Source organism: uncultured Metabacillus sp., from assembly GCF_947503125.1.
Lineage (GTDB): Bacteria > Bacillota > Bacilli > Bacillales > Bacillaceae > Metabacillus.
In genome coordinates, this window is sequence record NZ_CANNCR010000007.1 from 18534 (window position 1) to 37408 (window position 18875).

Genomic DNA, 18875 nt, shown 5'->3' on the forward strand with positions numbered 1-18875 from the left:
TGGTTTTGCCCACTAGTCACTATGTAAGATGATTAAACTCGTACACCAAAGAATTTCTTCAATCTGGTTAGTACGCCTTTATGTTGCTCCTCTAAAGATTGTAAAGGAACCGATTCACCAAGAATTCTCCGTGCTATATTACGATAAGCAATTGCTGCACGATTATTCGGATCCATGGCAATTGGCTCTCCATTATTGGATGCTTTTATGACATTATCATCATCAGCAACAATACCAATGAGATCAATGGAAAGATGTGTCACAATTTCATCTACGTCCAGCATGTCCCCGTTTTTTACAAGGTGATTACGAATACGGTTAATGATTAATTTCGGTGGTTCAATATCTTCCTTTTCTAGAAGGCCGATAATTCGGTCTGCATCACGAACAGCGGATATCTCAGGTGTTGTGACAACAATCGCTTTGTCCGCACCAGCAACTGCATTTTTATAGCCTTGTTCAATACCAGCCGGGCAATCAATGACAATATAATCATAATCTTGTTTTAATTCATCTACAAGCTTTTTCATTTGCTCTGGTTTTACGGCTGTTTTATCACTCGTTTGCGCTGCTGGCAATAAATATAATAGATCTTCAAACCGTTTATCTTTAACAAGCGCCTGATGCATTTTACAGCGACCTTCAACAACGTCCACTAGATCATAAATAATCCGATTTTCTAATCCCATTACAACATCCAGGTTTCGAAGACCGATGTCTGTATCTACTAGACAAACACGTTTGCCTAATATAGCTAAAGCTGTCCCTAAATTTGCAGATGTTGTTGTTTTACCAACACCACCTTTACCTGAGGTAATGACAATTGCTTCACCCAATGTTAGATTCCCCCTTCAAACCTTGTCAAATTAGGTCGTAAATGAGTAAGTAGCTGCAGTCGCTCTATAATCATTTCGTTATCTTCATTTATATAAGCACATTCCATTTCATTTCCATCATTAGGTATATGATCGGGTGCACGATTAATGATGTCACTAATTCGAAGCTGAGCCGGTTTCATTAATGAGGCAGCAATAACAGCCTGCCCGTTACCATCCGCTCCCGCATGTGCAATTCCTCTTAACGCCCCTAGTACAAAGATATTTCCGGCAGCAATCACTGTTCCGCCTGGATTGACATCACCAATAAGCAGGAGATCCCCTTCAACCTTTAAAACCTGACCAGAGCGAACAATTTTTGCAACAGAGACAACTTCTGTTTCTCTTTTTAGCCTAAGCGCCTCATCCTTTGTTATAACATTGCTTTCAATTGCTTCAACCTTTAAATTGCGTTTTTGCTGAATCAATGATTCCAGCTTTTCATGTTGCTGCTTATTAACGAACCGATTACCGACCTTGACATTTACACCAATAACTGGACCAGACCCGTGAATATATTGTTTTAAAGATAGCATTTCCTCGAGTTCATGGAGCAATTGGTCAAAAGAGCATGAATCATCGAGATGTAACGTTAAGCCATCTTTTGTGCCTTTAATGGTAACATATTGTTGTTTTTGGACCTTCATCACGTTCACCTCAACGATTTATCTATTCGACAGAAATGCATTAAATCCTTTTTCTAATCATCTGATTCTTCTAATTTTATTTTAGTAAGGAATTTTTTCATAGGGTAGATTAACAGAATGGCAACGATAGAGTTTAATGCAAGAGTAGGCAATAATCGTAATGTTGTAAAATGGTACAATGTCATTTTCGTCGACCCAATTAAATAATTAATTCCATACACATAAAATTCAAGGATGGCGATTGATAAAATAGTCAGGAATAATACAATTAATGCATTTCCATGTAAAATCTTCATCGCTTTTGAAACTAGATAAGCCAAAATGGCATATGCAAATAGGTAGATTCCTATTATCTCGATATATACAATGTCATACAGCAAGCCGAACACTAACCCGAAAATCATTCCATGTGTTCGATTCAAGTATACGGTGAGAAATAGACATGTAATTAATACAAATCGAGGGATATAAAGCTGATCTTCCAGTGCAAATGGTAAATGAACCAAGTGAGAGAAAATACTCTCACTTATAAAAATAAACAGAACCAGAAAAGGAAGAATGAAACGCCTCAAGATTCCTCCTCCTCCTCAGTTACCGCTTCAACTGGATCTTCTGATTGTGCAACACGCTCTGCTACCCAAACCCGGTCAATATCATAGAAATTTGCTGACGGTTTCACATAGGCCATTTGTTCTAATCCATATGTATCCGGTTCAACTCCAATTATTTCACCAATTAAGATGCCTTCAGGGAATACTTCACCTTTTCCTGAGGTGATTACTTTCTGTCCCTCTACCAGCTTAACATCTGATTCTATACGTTTTAGTAAAAGCGCACCTTTTTCCTCGTCATAGCCTTCTATTAAACCCATTACTTTTTGGGTATTGTTTGCATTGTTTTTGTCAGCTTCATTTTCCGGTAATGCTTGTACTTCAGCTGAAATTTTGTTTTTTAGATCTGTTGCACTTAATAGCTGCACAGTTGAAGTAAATTGTGAAATTGTTTTCACTTTTCCAACCAAACCTTCAGCCGTTACAACGGCCATATCAGGCTGAATCCCATCTTGTGCGCCTTTGTCAATTGAAACATAATCATACCATCTGTCAGGATTTCGCCCAATGACAGTGGCAAAAATCGGATTATACTTTCTTAAGTTAGCAACCTTACCTAGCTCAGCTAACAATCTTTCATTTTCTTCTTTATACTCTTGAAGATCCGCCTCAAGCTGCATATATTCATCAAGTCTGCTCTTTAACAGCTCATTTTCTTCATAGGTATTTTTTAAATCCGTCACATTTTCAAAGAAATCAGAAACATATATTGCAGGTTTATGAAATATTGACTGAAAAACACCTACTGTATCCTGTAAAAATTGCTCAGGCCAAGTTAACTTTCGATCTTCCTTTAAAGAAAAACCAATCAATGCCACTAAAACAATAATACTAACTAGCAACAAGATAAGGCGTTTATTCAGGAAAAACTGTGGCATGATGAACACCCTCTTAACTCGAATTTCCGTTTCAAAACATAGCCTCTGCTTATATGTGACAAATAAATGATGTCAATAAGCAAAGGCTTTTCAATTAATTGTATTATCGGCTGTCTCTAGCTTTATTTTTAAATAAATGGATATGCTCTAAAGCTTTACCTGTTCCAATCGCAACACAATCTAATGGATCTTCTGCAATTAACACCGGCATATTCGTTTCTTCACCAATGACTTTATCTAAATTCCGCAGTAATGCACCGCCGCCTGTTAAAACAATGCCGCGATCCATAATATCTGCTGCAAGCTCCGGCGGTGTTTTTTCCAAAGTGTTTTTTACTGTATCAACAATTGTATAAACAGTATCTTTAAGAGCGTCAGCAATTTCAGCTGCGGTAATTTCAATTGTTTTTGGCAAACCTGTTAGAAGGTCTCTCCCTCTTATATCCATATTCTCAACACCGTCAGGAGAGCCAGCTGAACCAATCTCCATTTTAATGGCTTCAGCTGTACGGTCACCAATCATTAAGTTATACGTTTTACGTATATATGTAATAATCGCCTCGTCCATTTCGTCGCCAGCAACACGAATTGATTGGCTTGTTACAATACCTCCGAGAGAGATAATCGCAACCTCTGTTGTCCCGCCGCCAATATCAACTACCATACTTCCAGTCGGTTCCCAAACTGGTAAATTCGCTCCAATTGCTGCAGCAAATGGCTCCTCAATGGTATAAGCATCTCTTGCTCCTGCCTGTCTGGTTGCATCAATAACAGCCCGTTCTTCTACTGCCGTTATACCTGATGGAACACAAACCATAACATAAGGCTTTCTTGCAAAAACACCTTTCGTTTTTGTTGCTTGCTTAATGTAGTATTTCATCATCGTTGCTGTTGTTTCATAATCAGCTATAACTCCATCTTTCATCGGGCGCAAGGCAACAACATTTCCCGGTGTACGACCAATCATATTTTTAGCATCATTACCAACTGCAACAATTTGCTTTGTATCTGTTTGTAAGGCGACAACAGACGGTTCTCTCACAACAACCCCTTTCCCTTTCACAAATACAAGTGTGTTTGCAGTCCCTAAATCTATACCAAGGTCTCTTGTACCAATTCCAAACATAGGGTGTATCTTCCTTTCTGAAACGAAATATTTACTTTTTATTAATAGGAAAATTGACGAAAACAACTTTCTTCATTTTGAGGCTTTTCTACCTTCAGGCATGTTTTACATCAAATGAGGTTATATTTTCGAAACTGCTTCTTCATCTTTCCTGCATCGAAATGAGTTTTTTCCTAAAATAGAAAAAAACTCATAAACCTTATTATATCGTAATTACGCAAAAAAAAAAGTATTACACATAGCCTTTTTCTTTTAAACTGACATATTTTTGTTCTCCTATAATAAGATGGTCCAAAAGTTCTATTCCTAATACCTTTCCACATTCAGATAGTCGCTTAGTCACTTCAATGTCCTCCTTGCTCGGAGATGGGTCGCCTGAAGGATGATTATGAATACAAATGATTGAGGCGGCAGAGCGTTTGAACGCTTCTTTAAAGACCTCACGAGGGTGGACAATTGATGCATTCAGACTGCCGATAAACACCGTTTGTTTATGCAAAACTTGATTTTTTGTGTTTAAATAGAGGCAGACAAAATGCTCCTGACTTAAGAAACGCATTTCTTCCATTACATAGTTGGCCCCATCTTGTGGTGAGCGAATGACAAAACGATCATCGTACGTAAGACGATTGATTCTTCTTCCAAGTTCCAGAGCAGCCAATATTTGAACTGCCTTTGCCTTTCCTATACCAGATATTGTTGTGATTTCTTCTACTGTTGCATCCTTTAACATTCTCAGTCCTTCAAAATGATGAAGCAGCTTTTGCGAGAGTTCAAGGACAGATTCCTTTTTTGTTCCGGTCCTAAGCAGGATCGCGAATATTTCTTGATTTGACAACTTATCAGGGCCTTCATTTAACAAGCGTTCTCTAGGCCTTTCATCTTCAGGGAAATCACGGATTTTAAGTATTGAACGTTCCATATTGCCTCCTTCATTCCCCTTTCTGCTCACTAAGAAATTTCTCTCTCTATCATGGACCTATGTTACAGTTTTATACGAAGAATACATCTATTTCTAAAAAAAGCCTGCCCCTATGCTATGTTTGATAAGTTTCATTTAGCGCTTAAATCCCATTTTTAACAACTCGCGGTTTGTTCGAGCTATTGGCAAGCCGACAATAGCATAATAATCTCCATGAATTTTTTCGACTAGTAATGCACCATAGCCTTGAATTCCATAGGCTCCAGCTTTATCCATCGGCTCACCTGTTGAAACATATTCCTTAATTTCTTTTTGAGTAAGCGGAAAAAAGGTGACACTTGCTTTTTCATAAAAAGATTGAATTTGTTCACCGTACATAATGGCGACTCCTGTATAAACCTCATGTGTTTTCCCTGAAAGCATTTGAAGCAACTCAATTGCTTCCCTTTTACTAGATGGCTTTCCCAACATCCGCTCTCCATATACGACAAGCGTATCAGATCCGATTACATAAGAATGCTTATTATGTTTAGCAACACTTGCTGCCTTTTGCATAGCTAATGACTGGACCATTTCTGCTGGGTGAAGACTTTCGTCTAATATTTCGTCCACTTCACTTACAATAATCTTAAATGGAATTTGAAGAAGCTCAAGTAGCTCTTTTCTTCGAGGAGATGCTGATGCTAATATAAGACTTGACGCCATGTCATACATCCTTTCTACGTTTCAGATCAGAAGATACACGACCATCGTACCAAAATGAGGTAAAAACAACAATTTTTGAAAAACAAATTTTTATAGAGCAAAAGTGGACATCATTTTTCTAAGAAGAATAACATCATGACAAAATAAAGAGCTATTTTTTGTCTCATACAAAAAATAGTAATAGACTTACTCTTTTCACAGTAAGCCTATTGCCATTCTTTTAATTTGTCGTTATTTTACTAGTTACATCTAACACATACTGCTGTGCATCCCAACCACTATTATTTTTTATACTTTCAGCTGCTTTTAAAAGATTTTCGATTAATGTCTTTTCTTCCTCACCATTTGCTTTGATGCTTTTAATGGTCGTTTCAATTTCTGTAACAGCTTCTTGACTTGGAGTGTTTCCGTTTGCTGCAGCGGCAGCTAATGAAGATAATTCCTGAATCGCAGTAGCCCATTGCTGTGCTGCACTCCCAGTTGAAATAGTAAGTGACAGCTCTTTTCCACCCCAAAATTCAATATCTGCAAAGTTTTGCTTTTGATACATTTCACTAAGTGAGCCGGTTTCCGTCCTCTCTTTTCCAAAGCCTGCAAATACTGTATAGGAACCATTTGTTTCGATAACAGTTGCAGCAAATCCCTTCTCCTTAATCTTTGAGGCAACCGTTTCTGCTCCTGTTTTTGCAGAAAAAATTCCACCTTGAACAGCATATAAATTTAGAGTGGCTGTCGAAGCTGCCGATTCATTTCCTGCTGTATCTTTATCATCATTATTGTTCTCCTGATTTGGCGACTCCCCAGTTGCTGTACTGTCTTCGCTTGTTACATTAACTGAAGATCCCATTGTCGGCATGTCTTCATTCGATAAAAAGTTTAGACCAATCAAGCCAAACATAAACCCTAAAACAATCGCTAAAACGATAATTGTCATCATTTTTTTAAATGGAAATGTCCCATTGATTTTTTTACGAATTTTATTATTGGAATATTGATAAGGTGTGACCGTTTGATTTGAAAATCGTATCTTTTTCTTTGAAGGTGTAACAACCTTCGGGTCATCTTTAAAAATTGAATCATCCTCTTCAGGTAGAAGCCAAGGAAAATCATCTTCCTCTTCTATTGGCTGCTTTGCTGAAGCAACCTCTTTTTCTGCCTTCAGCTTTTCATCCCAACTCGAAACAGCAAGTTCTTCGGCGGTATCTTCTTGTGAGAGCTGGCGTTCCTTACCATTAATTTTTATTTTGATCATGTCTGATGTGTGCTTGTCCATATGCCTACCACCCTTCTTTACAAAACACGTGCGGTCATTTTGCTTACCATGCTATCAGAAAGCATCAAAAAAATAACAAGACATTTGTCGTCTTAACATTGAAAGTTTTCGTCAAATTTTTCATTTGACATGTGAAAAGACATTAACAGTTTATACAAAAAATAGGTGTATAGACCTATTCAAAAATTTCTTTTATAAGCTTAGTTTGCAATTTGGACAAAGTTAGGTCTTTAAAACTAACTATACAGGTAAGATTTGAAACAATCTGCAAATAACCGATTGCCTTTTTATATCTTTATAGAAAAGGACCATTCAAAAAAAGAAAGTGAATATATAAATCGATTAAATCCTTCCCAAAAAAATAGGCAATTAATGCGCCAATACCTAAAAAAGGGCCAAACGGAAATGGTCGACTTTTCTTTATATGACCGGTAGACAGGCCAATTAGCCCTGCAACTGTTCCAATAAGAGTTGCAAGAAAAAAACAGAGTAAGACAAGCTTCCAGCCTAGAATTAAACCTAATACTGCAAGAAACTTCATATCTCCTCCGCCAAGTCCTCCCTTGCTTATTAAAATGATGATTAGGGGCACAAGACCACCTACCACTAAGCCTGCAATAGGGTCCCACCATGGATTAAGGGGGATCAAAATCCTTTCTATCGCAAAAAGCAGCAGAAAAAATAGATTAACAGCATCAGGTATTATCATATACTTTATGTCTGAAACGACAACAATCATAATAAATGAAATAAGTGACCACGAGATCATCACTTCATTGGACCAACCCATCAGCAAAGGAGAAATCACAAAGAGAAGCGCCGTAAAAAATTCAATGAAAGGGTACAGAGGTGAAATAGCATTTCTACATGTTTTACATTTCCCTTTTTGCAAAATATATGATAGAAGCGGGATCATCTCGACTGCTTTCAGTTTTTTATGACAAACAGGGCAAGCGGACCTTGGTAATAAAATGGATTCCTTTTTTGGTATACGAAGACCTACTACATTGTAGAACGAACCAAGTATTGCTCCCAGCAGAAAGATATAAATAAAAATAACGGTGCTAACAATCATAGAAAGGCTCCTTTATAAAAATTGATACGTTCATGAAGAGGGAGAATTTTTCACTCCCTAAAGAATCTGAGGGAAAAAACGCAGGAAAAAGATGTTTGGAGTTTTGATAATGAAAACTAGGAATCTAATGAAGCATCAGGGCTAATCAATGCCCTGATGCGATGGTGAACTAGCTCTTTTTTATTCCATGGGAAATAATATCTATTCGCCTAGGTTAAAAAAATGTTCACTAACTTACATAAACTGCGACCTTATTCCTTCCAGCCTTTTTCGCTCCAATATACATCGCGCGGTCAGCATGCCGGATGAGAGAAAAAGTATCCTCTGCATCCAATGGTGCTGTTGCGACTCCGATACTTGCTGTTAAAAAGACCGCAATCGATCTGCTTAGGCTATTCTGTAACGAGTGATCAATCTCGAAAGGATGATTGGCAATTAATTGACGAATTTCTTCAGCATATGCAATACTGCTTTGTTTATCCATATTCGGCAGGAGGATGACAAACTCTTCACCTCCATATCTTGCAACCGTGCCAATTCCTTGTTTTTTAACATAATTCAGCAGACGATGTGATAGTTGAATAAGGACTTCATTACCAGAGTAATGCCCATATGTATCATTTATGTTTTTAAAATGGTCGATATCTAATAGTATCAGCGTTAAGGCAGCTAGTTCATGTTGATGCAGCCGTTGGAAATCACGCTCTAGCTTTTGCTCAAAATAACGATAATTATATAAGCCTGTCAGTGAACAGTGTTCACTTTGCCTTCTTGTCTCTTCATAGTTTTTAGCATTTTCTATTGCTACCCCTAAGTAGACTGACAATAAATCGATAATCATTAGCTGTGCACGATCAAAAGCGTGTTTTTTATTAGAAGCAAGAATAACGATTCCGATTAAGACTTGGTTTCTCATAACCGGCACAGCGATAAGGCTTTCCACTGTTTTTGGCAGCTGGGATTGCTGAATATGCTTCCATTGCTTTCTTTTGTGGAATAAAAAACTCTCCCTCATAATATATACATGGCCTGATATTCCGCGATCAGGAGACTTTGCTTCTTCACCACTTGCATGAATGATCCCATTTTCATATCTTCTTACGATTCTAAGCATGTCCTTTTCAAATACATCGATTAAATACGCCCTTTCTACTGGAATCATATCAACGATCTTCTCCATGAAGATATCCAGGACATCTTTTTTATGTAATTTCTCCGTTAACTGATGCCCAATTTCGCTTGCCTTCTGCAAATAACGATTAATTCTTTGGCTTTTATAGTAGAGTGACAGAAAAATTGATAATCCTAGAAAAGGTGTTCCTACAAAGAAAATGGCTTTCATCCCTACCTGAAGATACAGAAAGTAAAGGCCTATCCCCATCGGAAAAACAAGTAATGAGGTAAAGCATTCCCAGAGGAAGCTTCGTGTAAAAAAAGCAAACCTCATTTTATAAATAACAACCTGAATGATGCTTAATAAGAATTGATTAATAACAAAAATGGAGAGTCCATACAAAAAAATTGCTAAAAGATCTTCATTTATCGTTAAACGGCCATGTGTACCTCCCGCTAGGTAATAAATCGCAGCACTCCCTATCGAGATAAAATAAAACAATAGCGCATTCAACGGATATCTATAAAGGTCTTTTGAACCAACACGAACTTTTAATAAGAGAACAATAACTGCAATTTGGGTTAAAAGAAGTTCTATAAATAATCCAAACAATAAAAAAACAACAAGTGAAACACCCTGTACATAAAAAATAGGTGTATCATTTATGATGATCGGCCAAACAGAAACAAGACACATTAATAAAAGAAACGCAGTAATATCCCACTGAAACCCTTGATATATTGGCGGTGAAGTATGATAGGCAATCATGAAAAATAAGGGTGTTGAAACAATCCAACAGATCCATAATGCTGCTTGCATCTTCCTGCCCAAAGCAGAGCCCCCTCATCATATAGTCGTTGATAGGACTTATTTTAGCAAATATTCAAATTTTTGTCATTTTATTCTCTTGCTTTTTCCTCATTCTCCTCGTTTCTTTTTCGACAATATTCACGTATGTGTGAAATAAAATATAATGAACCTGTTATGACGACTAAATCTTCTTTTTGATCCCGATATTCAGTTATTAGCTGGTCCATCATTTGCTGCCATGATTCAGAGTAGGATTTTTCTTTAAGCTGACAAGCTGAATAAAGCTCAAATGCCGTTGCAGCCCTTGGAAAATCAAAGGTAGTAAAATGCATGGAAGCGGCAATGGTTGATAGTCGCTCAATCATTTGTGCATAATCTTTGTCCTTCAATGCACTAAACAAAATGTGAATGCTGCGATCAGGATAATGTCGTGTTAATGTTTCAAGCAAACTCTCAATTCCTTCTTTATTATGGGCACCATCAATAATGACTTCTGGATTGTTATATACTAGCTCAAATCTTCCTTTCCAAGTGGCTCCTTTAAGCCCTTTGCGAAGCTGCTCTTCACTTAATTTCAACTTGTCCATCTTTATCATATAATCAATGACTGAAACAGCTAAAGCTGCATTTTTGATTTGATGCTCTCCCCTCATTGAGATGACGAGATTTTTATAGGTTGAATACGATGTCTGAAGCGTAAACATTTCTCCTTGCTGATAGAGCTGTTTTGGAATAATGTTTAGATCTTTCCCTAAGAAATAAATCTCAGACTGCATAGTTTTGGCTACTTCGCTAATTACCGTTTTTGCTTCCTCGTTCTCGACAGCCGTCATAACCGGAACACGAGGCTTAATAATTCCTGCTTTCTCTGCCGCAATTTCGGCGATCGTTTCACCTAATATATTCATATGGTCATATCCGATCGTTGTAATAACGGATAAAATCGGCTCAATGATGTTTGTGGAATCTAGTCTGCCGCCTAGACCAGTTTCCAATAATAAAAAGTCCGGCTTGTTGTATTTTCCAAAGTAAAGAAACATCATTGTCGTGATAATTTCAAATTCAGTTGGGCCGCCTAACTCTGTTTTTTCAATTTGTTCAACATAAGGCTTTACTTCATTGGCAAGCTCAATCATTTCTTGATCAGATATCGGCTGGCCATTTACACTAATCCGTTCATTAAACGTTTCGATGTATGGCGATGTAAAGCTCCCAACCTTATATTCACCTTCTACAAGCATGTGCAGCATATATGAAATAGTCGATCCCTTGCCATTTGTACCTGCAACATGTATAGTCGGAATATTCTTTTCTGGATGACCTAGTTCCGCTAAAAGCCATTCCATTCTTTTTAAACCCGGCTTTATGCCAAATTTTAAGCGTCCATGAATCCAGTTAAGGACATCGGAATATTGCGTAAACATAAAACAAACCTCCTTTTAGAAAATGATCTGAAAAACTCGGGTGAGCTAACCGCGCCACCCGAGTTCCCCCTTTTCTTATCCTTTTAATTCATTAATTCTTGCTATTACAATCTCACGTTTTTCAAGATAATCTTTTTCCTTCGCTTTCTCTTCCTCAATGACTTTTTCTGGAGCTTTCTTTAAAAATCCTTCATTTCCTAATTTTTTCTGAACGCGTTCTACTTCTTTATCAAGCTTTTCACGCTCTTTTTCTAATCGTTTAATTTCCTCTTCAATATTAATTAATCCTTCAAGAGGTAAAATTATTTCTGCACCAGTGACTACAGCTGTCATTGATTTTTCAGAAGAGGTAAAATCTGTCGCGATTGTTAATGAGCTTGTGTTGCAGAAGCGTTCAATGTATGCACGATTGTTTTCGAGCTGAGTCATTACCTCTTCATCTTTCGCTTTAATTTGCATCTGAATTTGCTTGCTCATTGGCGTATTTACTTCAGAGCGAATATTTCGGACAGCTCGAATCACTTCGACTAAAAGCTTCATTTCATTTGATGCAGCTGCATCGGTCAGCTCGCTGTTTACAGTTGGCCAAGCCGCTACAGTAATGGACTCTCCTTCATGCGGAAGTGATTGCCAAATTTCCTCTGTAATAAATGGCATAAACGGATGTAATAATCTCATTGTGTTATCAAGGACATAACCAAGAATAGAACGTGTAGTCTTTTTCGCTGCTTCATCTTCTCCATATAATGGGAGCTTAGCCATTTCTATATACCAATCACAGAAATCATCCCAAATGAAATTGTAAAGCAATCGTCCAACCTCTCCGAACTCATACTTATCAGCAAGCTTTGTAACATTTTCGATGGTTTCATTTAATCTTGTTAAAATCCATTTATCCGCTACAGATTTTTCACCAGTTATATCAATTTCCTCATATGTTAAACCATCCATATTCATTAAAGCAAAACGAGAAGCGTTCCAGATTTTATTTGCAAAATTCCATGTAGATTCAACTTTTTCATAGCTGAAACGTAAATCCTGTCCTGGTGAGCTTCCTGTTGATAAGAAGAAACGCAGTGAATCAGCACCATATTGATCAATGACTTCCATCGGATCAACGCCATTGCCAAGTGATTTACTCATTTTACGTCCTTGCTCATCACGTACAAGTCCATGGATTAATACATCTTTAAATGGGCGCTTACCAGTGAATTCCAGGCCTTGGAAAATCATTCTTGAAACCCAGAAGAAAATAATATCATAACCTGTAACAAGAGCATCTGTAGGATAGTAGCGCTTAAAATCAGCTGAATCCGTATCAGGCCATCCCATTGTTGAAAACGGCCAAAGCGCTGAACTGAACCATGTATCTAGAACATCCTTATCCTGCTCCCAATTTTCACTATCGGCCGGCGGTTCATGATTTACATATACTTCTCCGGTTTCTTTATGGTACCAAGCTGGAATCCGATGTCCCCACCATAGCTGACGTGAAATGCACCAATCACGGATATTTTCCATCCAGCGTAAGTAAGTTTTTTCAAAACGATCTGGAACAAAATTCACTTTTTCTTCAGCCTTATCCTGAAGCTTAACGGCTTCATCTGCTAAAGGCTGCATTTTAACAAACCATTGTGTGGATAAATAAGGTTCTACAACTGCACCGCTTCTTTCACTATGTCCAACAGAATGCAAATGCTCTTCAATTTTAAACAGCACACCTTGTTCTTGTAGATCTTTTACGATTTGCTTTCTGCATTCAAAACGATCTAGCCCATTGTAGCTACCAGCATTTTTATTCATTGTACCGTCTTCATTCATAACAAGAATACGTTCCAGGTTATGACGATTACCAAGTTCAAAGTCATTAGGATCATGTGCCGGCGTAATCTTCACTGCTCCAGAACCAAATTCCATATCCACATAATCATCACCGACAATTGGAATTTCTCGGCCAACAATTGGCAAGACAACTTTTTTCCCAATTAAATGCTTATAGCGCTCATCTTCAGGATGCACAGCTACAGCAGTATCTCCCAGCATGGTTTCAGGACGTGTTGTAGCCACCTCAATTGATCCGCTGCCATCTGCTAATGGATAACGCATATGGTAGAAAGCACCTTGAACATCCTTATAAATAACCTCTATATCAGATAAAGCTGTTTTTGTTTGCGGGTCCCAGTTAATAATATATTCACCGCGGTATATTAGGCCTTTATTATAAAGAGAAACAAATACCTCTCTTACCGCTTTTGATAAACCTTCATCAAGTGTAAAGCGTTCGCGTGTATAATCTAATCCCAGGCCTATCTTAGCCCATTGCTCACGAATATGGCCTGCATACTCTTCTTTCCATTTCCATGTTTCTTCAACAAATTTTTCACGACCTAAATCATAACGGGATTTGCCTTCTTCCCGAAGCTTTGCTTCAACCTTCGCTTGGGTTGCAATTCCTGCATGGTCCATTCCAGGAAGCCATAGTACGTCATAACCCTGCATTCTTTTCATCCGCGTAAGAATATCTTGCAGCGTCGTATCCCACGCATGACCTAAATGAAGTTTACCTGTAACGTTTGGCGGCGGAATAACAATCGTATAAGGCTGTTTTGATTCATCACCTGTCGCTTCGAAATATTTTCCTTCTACCCAAAAGGAATAACGGTTTTTTTCAATTGTATTTGGATCATACTTTGTTGGTAATTCACGCTGTTGTTCAATCTTTCCCATCTTAATAGTTTCCTCCTTTATCTACCTGCTAAATTTCATAAGCAATATAAAAACTTATGTACAAAATAAAAACTCCTTCCATCCACTAAAAGGACGAAAGGAGAATAATTTCGCGGTACCACCTTTTTTCACAAACTAAAGCATTAGTCTATGCACTTAAAAATGATAACGGTCTGCACCGGCTTCTCCTACTCCATTCAAAGAAGCAACTCCTGGGCGACCTTCCAATGCATCTACATAAGAAATCTTTCAGCAAATGATTTCTCTCTCTGTAAAGAGATCGCAATTGTACTCTTCCCAATCAACGTTTCACCTGTTATGAAATTGATCTATTCTATATTACTAAAAAATTCTTTTTTCCGTCAATATCTTCGCCAATTTTCCGTATTTATATACGGGCACCTATCACTAGTGTTTTGCATAAGATGTTAATACGTCAATATTCCTGCAAGCAGAAGCTAAATACTTTCTCATTGTTTATGTGTTGAGAAGGATCACAGCTTAAGAATGGTTTATTTTATGGCAGATAATGGAGGAGGAGTTGTGATATGAAGCGGAGGTATAACCCTTACACCCTTCCGCCATGGGTAAGACAAATACGAGATGTCGGCATCCAAATTATTATTCCATTAACAATTTTCCAAGGTATTCGTACTGTATTCTTTCCAACATCCTTTGATGTATTATTACTAGCTCTTTTAATCTTTTTAGCTATTGCTTTTCGTTATGATTGGATATGATATCCTTGAATAACACAATATGCTAAACGCTCCTACTTTTCCACAAAAATTAATAAAAATGAGGCTGACACTTTGTCGCCTCATTCGTTTTTTACTCAGATGCCTCTGCTTGCATTTTCTTCTTCTCTTCTACTTCTGATATGTTCATGACGATGTATTCTATATTTTTAAAATGCCAATATGCTTTAACTAATTGTCTGTTCTTTTCCAGCTCAGATTCGGTTTTGTCTCTATTGACAAAGCTTTCAATGATACGGCATATCCGATCGGGAAAGGCAAGATAACTTAAAAATAATAGCATTTCCTCTTCTTTATACGGGTAAATTTTTTGATACGTATAAAACCAGTTTACACAATCATTACATTGGGTCGGATATGATGAGGCTGTTCGATTCATGAATAAGAGGAAGTCATCAATTGGTGCAGCATATTTAGCCTTTTCAAAGTTTGTTAGATAGCCGGTTCCTTGATCATCATATAAAAAATGGTGAGAGGATATTTTCCCATGAACTAATACAATTCTTCCTTTTTCCTTTCCCTCCATCGCTTCCGACCATTCTTGCAGCTTCTTTTTAGAGAAATCGATCGCACGGCTTACCTCAATAAAATAGGTGACAGCTTGTAGTTCAAAAGGTGATAGATATAATCTTCGCTCACATTGGTCAACATATTTTTCGTACAGAAGTTTCATCCTTTCCCAGCGCTGCGATAATGCTTCATAATGTTTAGCTGCTTCTTGACCATTTAGTTGCACTTCCCTTTCAGTATGGCTATGCATTTTAGCGATTTCTTTAAATAAGTATTGATGTCGTGCATCCAGCTCATCCTCTGGTTCATTAGCCAACCAAGGCATCATATAATAATATTCCTTGTTATTTTGAGTAATGAACTGCTGTTGTCTATTCTTTACAATTGGAACATAACTTTTATAACCTTGTTGGCTTAAGATTTTAAAAGAATCAACAAAAGCAGGATTGAATTGTTTTGGAAGCTTTTTCAAAACATATGTCCCTGTATCTGTATATACCTTTATTGTTTTACGGCTTATATCTTCTATATATTCAGCACGAATATCATAATTCATTAAAAGCGGCCTTAATTCTTGAACTTGTATAGCCAATGATTGACACCTCAAATCCTCTAATGAGAAATTGAAAAAAACAGCTGAGGTAAATGTAGCCCCATGCTGTTTCTTCAAGTATTTTACAGGATCCCTTAATTCCTAACTTTAGTTGCAATTCAATTAGGGATCAATACAAGGAATAGATCTAAATCACTTACGATTATTTACTTGTTGAATAGGCAGGGATGTAAAGAATTTGTCCTTCATAAACATCTTGATCCGCATGAAAATCATTAACTCTCATAAGCTGTTGAACAGTAATCTCATATCGTTCACAGATCAGATCTATTGTATCTCCCTGCTGAACAATACACATTTTCACTCGTGAGAAATCCTCATCATCTTCGCGGGCAAAAAGACTTGTTAAATAATGTGCATCCTTTGGATTGCTTTCTTCTTCTCTTTTTTCTTCAGCTTCCTCTTGAATTTCTTCGTTTTCAACATTTTCTGCTTTAGAGAACAAGGAATATTGAATCTCAGGCGGTCCATCTGTTACCTCTTCTATCTCTTCTTGTTTCCTTACCTCAACAATGAATGGGTCATAAATGTCTTCTTCCTGAATATCTTCTGCCTGGCTGCTATACAATTCTTCGCTCTCTTCTTGTCTCGGAATGGAAGCGGCAATACTTTCTTTTTCTTCCTCTTTATCCTCTGTTTCCAATTGACCTATCGGCTCTACTTGATCCAAAGACAATTTGTCCACGTCTTTCTCAGCAGATTCATGTTCCTGATATAATGATGAAAAAGGATTTGAAGGTCTTTGCTCAAATGGCAGCGGTGAAGGTTGGCTGTCATATTCAAAGGTTTCTTCTTGTTGTTCCCCTCTGTAAAGCGGTTCTAATTCCTCTTCTTCCCTGCTTTCCACTTCATCGGCAACCTGTTGTTGGGACTGCTTATTTGTAATGCCGCCAATCGATAAGTCAGCAACTAATTTTAAACATTTTAACTCTGGAAGCTCATAATCAAATGAATCAATGGCCACATATACTTCATCTAAATTTTCGATTCTGTTGCTTGGAATCGTGATATCTACCGGAAAACGGTGATTTAATATGCTTATACCATCTTCACGTGTAGAAACTTCATTTACATAACGTACATTAGCATATTCATATTGGTCTTTTTGGTCTTCCACCTTTGCTTCATTATCTATTTTGTATTCACCGGAAAGTTGAAGTGCACCTCTAATGGAAATATACTGATCATGCTCATGAATTGTGATATCAGGCTCTAATGAAATTGTTAAAAGTTCAAATACTTCCTGTCCTTTTTGAAACCAGACTGATTCTTCTACAGAAAAACGTAATTGTTCTTGATCCTGTGGCAAAGATATTTCCTCCTTTCAAATAGCCTAACAAATTACTATGACATTACAGATGTATGTGGAAAGGAAGGAAAATATGATAAGTTTCTTTGCAGACTTATCCAAAGGATCAAGCATTCGCCATTCCCTAAGCTTCTATTTTAAATTCTATATTAAAAGGCCTAACACAATGTGCTAGACCCTTTTTCATCTTATTTTAATGCAGCAAATGCTTTTTTAGCTGCCTCGATTGTATAATCAATGTCCTCATCACTATGTGCGGTTGATAAGAATAAGCCTTCAAACTGTGAAGGCGGGAGAAATACTCCCTCATTTGCCATGCTTCGATAATAGCTGGCAAAATACTCAAGATTAGATGTTTTTGCTTTTTCATAGTTTGTAACAGGTTCGTTCGTAAAGAAGAAACCAATCATGGATCCGGCGCGATTGATCGTATGAGGAATTTCATATTCTTTGGCAGCCTCGGATAATCCCGATTCAAGGCGGTCTGCTTTTCGTTTAAATTCTTTGTAGGAATCTCTTGTTAACAGCTTTAATGTTTCATATCCAGCCGTCATAGCCAAAGGATTTCCTGACAAGGTACCAGCTTGATAAATTGGACCGCTCGGTGCAATTTGCTGCATGATTTCGGTTTTACCTCCGTATGCTCCTACTGGCAATCCTCCACCTATTACTTTTCCTAAGCATGTTAAATCAGGTGTAACACCAAAATAGTCCTGTGCACAGCCATAATCAACACGGAAGCCTGTCATGACTTCATCAAAAATAAGCAGAGCACCTGCTTGCTCTGTCACTTCACGCAAGCCCTCTAAAAATCCTGGCTGAGGCGGAACAACTCCCATGTTTCCGGCAACAGGCTCAACGATCACACCAGCAATATCTTCTCCAAATTGTTTGAATGCATACCGAACGCTATCAAGGTCATTATAAGGAACCGTAATCGTATTTTTCGCAACGCCTTCGGGAACACCAGGACTGTCCGGTAATCCTAATGTTGCCACTCCAGACCCAGCTTTTATTAATAAAGAATCGCCATGGCCGTGGTAACAGCCTTCAAATTTTAGAATTTTATTACGGCCGGTATACCCGCGAGCTAAGCGTAAGGCACTCATCGTTGCCTCAGTGCCAGAGCTTACCATTCTCACAATTTCAATTGAAGGGACTCGTTCAATAACAAGCTTGGCTAATTCATTTTCGATTAATGTCGGCGCCCCAAAACTTGTCCCAGATTCAACGACCTTTTTAATGGCTTCGACCACTGTGTCATGTGAATGACCATGAATGAGAGGTCCCCATGATAAGACATAATCAATATATTCATTTCCATCAATATCGAAAATTTTCGAGCCTTTCCCGCGTTCCATGAAAATCGGATTCATCCCTACAGATTTAAAAGCACGAACAGGGCTGTTAACTCCTCCCGGCATTAATGTTAATGCCTCTTCGAATGCCTTTTCACTCTTTGCATAGCTTTTCATTTTTATTCCCCTTTCTCACTGAC

Annotated in this window: 16 protein-coding genes and 1 other annotated feature; of the genes, 1 reads left to right on the plus strand and 15 read right to left on the minus strand. The window is 37.7% G+C overall.

The genetic code is table 11. The features are described 5' to 3' along the window. Nucleotides 1-32: 32 nt before the first annotated feature. From minD to Q1B07_RS07400, 12 genes are all read right to left on the minus strand, one after another. Entirely contained in the window at nucleotides 33-836 is an 804-nt protein-coding gene (minD, locus tag Q1B07_RS07345) for a septum site-determining protein MinD (RefSeq protein ID WP_299091720.1), read from the minus strand. Nucleotides 837-838: 2 nt separating this feature from the next. Next, on the minus strand, nucleotides 839-1522 hold the full coding sequence (gene minC, locus Q1B07_RS07350) for a septum site-determining protein MinC (RefSeq protein ID WP_299091722.1): 684 nt from the start codon (nucleotides 1520-1522) through the stop codon (nucleotides 839-841). A gap of 53 nt (nucleotides 1523-1575) precedes the next feature. Further along, nucleotides 1576-2094, minus strand: coding sequence for a rod shape-determining protein MreD (gene mreD / locus Q1B07_RS07355; RefSeq protein ID WP_299091725.1), 519 nt, complete (start codon nucleotides 2092-2094; stop codon nucleotides 1576-1578). Continuing rightward, nucleotides 2091-3011, minus strand: a complete 921-nt coding sequence (mreC, locus tag Q1B07_RS07360; RefSeq protein WP_299091727.1) for a rod shape-determining protein MreC — start codon at nucleotides 3009-3011, stop codon at nucleotides 2091-2093. Before mreC ends, mreD begins: the two co-directional genes overlap by 4 nt. 103 nt (nucleotides 3012-3114) lie before the next feature. After that, the gene (locus Q1B07_RS07365) at nucleotides 3115-4137 is read right to left on the minus strand and encodes a rod shape-determining protein (RefSeq protein ID WP_046515747.1); all 1023 of its coding nucleotides are present in this window, start codon (nucleotides 4135-4137) and stop codon (nucleotides 3115-3117) included. Between the two features lie 232 nt (nucleotides 4138-4369). Next, complete coding sequence (gene radC, locus Q1B07_RS07370; protein WP_299091732.1) at nucleotides 4370-5059, minus strand: DNA repair protein RadC; 690 nt, start codon at nucleotides 5057-5059, stop codon at nucleotides 4370-4372. 135 nt (nucleotides 5060-5194) lie between these two features. Next, on the minus strand, nucleotides 5195-5764 hold the full coding sequence (locus Q1B07_RS07375) for a nucleoside triphosphate pyrophosphatase (protein ID WP_299091734.1): 570 nt from the start codon (nucleotides 5762-5764) through the stop codon (nucleotides 5195-5197). A gap of 220 nt (nucleotides 5765-5984) precedes the next feature. Further along, entirely contained in the window at nucleotides 5985-7037 is a 1053-nt protein-coding gene (locus tag Q1B07_RS07380) for an SPOR domain-containing protein (RefSeq protein ID WP_299091737.1), read from the minus strand. A gap of 295 nt (nucleotides 7038-7332) precedes the next feature. Continuing rightward, entirely contained in the window at nucleotides 7333-8112 is a 780-nt protein-coding gene (locus tag Q1B07_RS07385) for an A24 family peptidase (protein WP_299091740.1), read from the minus strand. 229 nt (nucleotides 8113-8341) lie between these two features. Next, nucleotides 8342-10057 carry a sensor domain-containing diguanylate cyclase gene (locus Q1B07_RS07390; RefSeq protein WP_299091743.1) on the minus strand — a complete coding sequence of 572 codons (1716 nt, stop codon included), beginning with the start codon at nucleotides 10055-10057 and terminating at the stop codon, nucleotides 8342-8344. A 68-nt stretch (nucleotides 10058-10125) separates the two neighbouring features. Then, nucleotides 10126-11460, minus strand: coding sequence for a folylpolyglutamate synthase/dihydrofolate synthase family protein (locus tag Q1B07_RS07395; RefSeq protein WP_299091744.1), 1335 nt, complete (start codon nucleotides 11458-11460; stop codon nucleotides 10126-10128). A 75-nt stretch (nucleotides 11461-11535) separates the two neighbouring features. Then, the gene (locus Q1B07_RS07400) at nucleotides 11536-14187 is read right to left on the minus strand and encodes a valine--tRNA ligase (protein ID WP_299091745.1); all 2652 of its coding nucleotides are present in this window, start codon (nucleotides 14185-14187) and stop codon (nucleotides 11536-11538) included. An 86-nt stretch (nucleotides 14188-14273) separates the two neighbouring features. Further along, nucleotides 14274-14501, minus strand: a binding site (T-box leader). A 234-nt stretch (nucleotides 14502-14735) separates the two neighbouring features. Here Q1B07_RS07400 and Q1B07_RS07405 point away from each other — a divergent pair. Then, the gene (locus Q1B07_RS07405; RefSeq protein WP_046515736.1) at nucleotides 14736-14927 is read left to right on the plus strand and encodes a hypothetical protein; all 192 of its coding nucleotides are present in this window, start codon (nucleotides 14736-14738) and stop codon (nucleotides 14925-14927) included. A 91-nt stretch (nucleotides 14928-15018) separates the two neighbouring features. Here Q1B07_RS07405 and ysxE read toward each other — a convergent pair whose 3' ends face one another. From ysxE to hemL, 3 genes are all read right to left on the minus strand, one after another. Then, nucleotides 15019-16047 (minus strand): spore coat protein YsxE, encoded by a 1029-nt coding sequence (ysxE, locus tag Q1B07_RS07410; protein WP_299091746.1) that lies wholly within the window; start codon nucleotides 16045-16047, stop codon nucleotides 15019-15021. A 163-nt stretch (nucleotides 16048-16210) separates the two neighbouring features. Further along, a complete protein-coding gene (gene spoVID, locus Q1B07_RS07415) occupies nucleotides 16211-17377 on the minus strand; it encodes a stage VI sporulation protein D (protein ID WP_299091747.1) in 1167 nt (388 codons plus the stop codon). Between the two features lie 188 nt (nucleotides 17378-17565). Beyond that, nucleotides 17566-18852 (minus strand): glutamate-1-semialdehyde 2,1-aminomutase, encoded by a 1287-nt coding sequence (gene hemL / locus Q1B07_RS07420; protein ID WP_299091749.1) that lies wholly within the window; start codon nucleotides 18850-18852, stop codon nucleotides 17566-17568. Nucleotides 18853-18875: the final 23 nt, after the last annotated feature.